2 protein-coding genes are annotated in these 1696 nt (G+C 30.4%); both read right to left on the reverse strand.

Features of this window, described 5'->3' with window-relative positions; all coding sequences use genetic code 11:
• The coding region (locus A9G25_RS12080) for a hypothetical protein (protein ID WP_141675114.1) at positions 1–1250 on the reverse strand (1250 nt) is incomplete at its 3' end.
• 52 nt (positions 1251–1302) lie between these two features.
• A partial coding sequence (locus A9G25_RS12950) for a hypothetical protein (RefSeq protein ID WP_176701140.1) occupies positions 1303–1696 on the reverse strand: 394 nt, incomplete at its 5' end.

The raw sequence follows: 1696 nt of genomic DNA on the forward strand, positions 1-1696 counted from the left end.
AATGAAATTGCCGATTGTTGCCATTTGGTTTTAATAATCTTTTTATATTGGTAGTTATCCCCCATTTCCACCTGAATTAAATCGCTATACTTATCCCGTGGCAATTGATTTTCAGCTTCAATTAAGCTTAATGGCGCTTGATGAGGGAAGTTTTTGTAACGCTCGGCCATAAAGCCGGGGAAGGGTAATTTATGGTAATAGACCTGATGAGGCTGAATTCCTAAATACTTTACTCTGTTGGTCGCTTCGCTGTCATATTGACGGCTTTCGCCTAATCCTTGTTCAAACATAGCATCTTTTAACAGGAAATGACTTTTTTCGACATTCATGATTAATTTATTGTACGGATAAGGCTCGTCTAAATCTTTTTCAAAATCAAAGATTTCTTCCGGCTCCCAACGTTTAGTTTTAATCACTTTGCCATCTTTATTTAATATTTGATTTTCTACACGGTTTGAATCGTCATGACGAATTACATGATTGGTTTTGATTCCTTTTCCATCAAAATAATCATCAATTTCATAGATATCATCTTGTCTAATATAAGACTCAATCAAATAACGTCCTGTTTTGATATTTTTTTTAATCGCTTTAGTCATGAGTCCCGTATTTTCATTAAACTCAATTTCAGAGGTATAAATAATATTATGATTATTATCGTATTTTTCTATATTAAACTGCTTTATATTATTATTTGGCCAGTAATCATAGGTATAATGACTAATTAATGCTAAAGGTCTTTTTTGAATACTGACTACAATGCCGTGTTTTTTTTCAACTCTCAAATAACAAGGTAACTCAAATACCTCTTCAAATGAAGCTTGCTGATGTAATTGCTTATGTTCATCTAGCGTATAAAAATAGATACCATCCTCTAGTGATTGAAAAGAGTCTGTTGGATACATTATTTCAATAATATTTCGCTTACGTTGCCATACATCATTATATTGATAGTTTTTATTTAATTTCACCTGTGCAATACTTTGAATCCCCTCTCTATACATTCTTGGTTTGGTTTCTAGACCAACAAGTGATGAAAATAAATTTTTTTCAGGGTAACTGTCTTCATTATCAAGGAAAAGCATAAAATCATGTTGAAAATAAATTTTACCTGGAACGATATTTTGTTGTTTTAATTTGTTGATTATTTGTATTTTTTTGTCTTTGTTTTTTGCTTCAGCGAAAGTGGGTTGGCTGTTTGATACCCAAGCAAAAAAACAGATTAGGGAAATTGTTATTATCTTTTTCATATTGTTTTGGTTTTTTCTAAATAGTCAGTAAGGTACATTAATTTAATTAGGCTTACAAATCAAAAATATCGCATCGCTTATGGCATTTGAATTTATTGTACGGATAAGGCTCGTCTAAATCTTTTTCAAAATCAAAGATTTCTTCCGGCTCCCAACGTTTAGTTTTAATCACTTTGCCATCTTTATTTAATATTTGATTTTCTACACGGTTTGAATCGTCATGACGAATTACATGATTGGTTTTGATTCCTTTTCCATCAAAATAATCATCAATTTCATAGATATCATCTTGTCTAATATAAGACTCAATCAAATAACGTCCTGTTTTGATATTTTTTTTAATCGCTTTAGTCATGAGTCCCGTATTTTCATTAAACTCAATTTCAGAGGTATAAATAATATTATGATTATTATCGTATTTTTCTATATTAAACTGCTTTATATTA

The organism is Gilliamella sp. Bif1-4, assembly GCF_001690535.1.
GTDB lineage: Bacteria > Pseudomonadota > Gammaproteobacteria > Enterobacterales > Orbaceae > Gilliamella > Gilliamella bombi.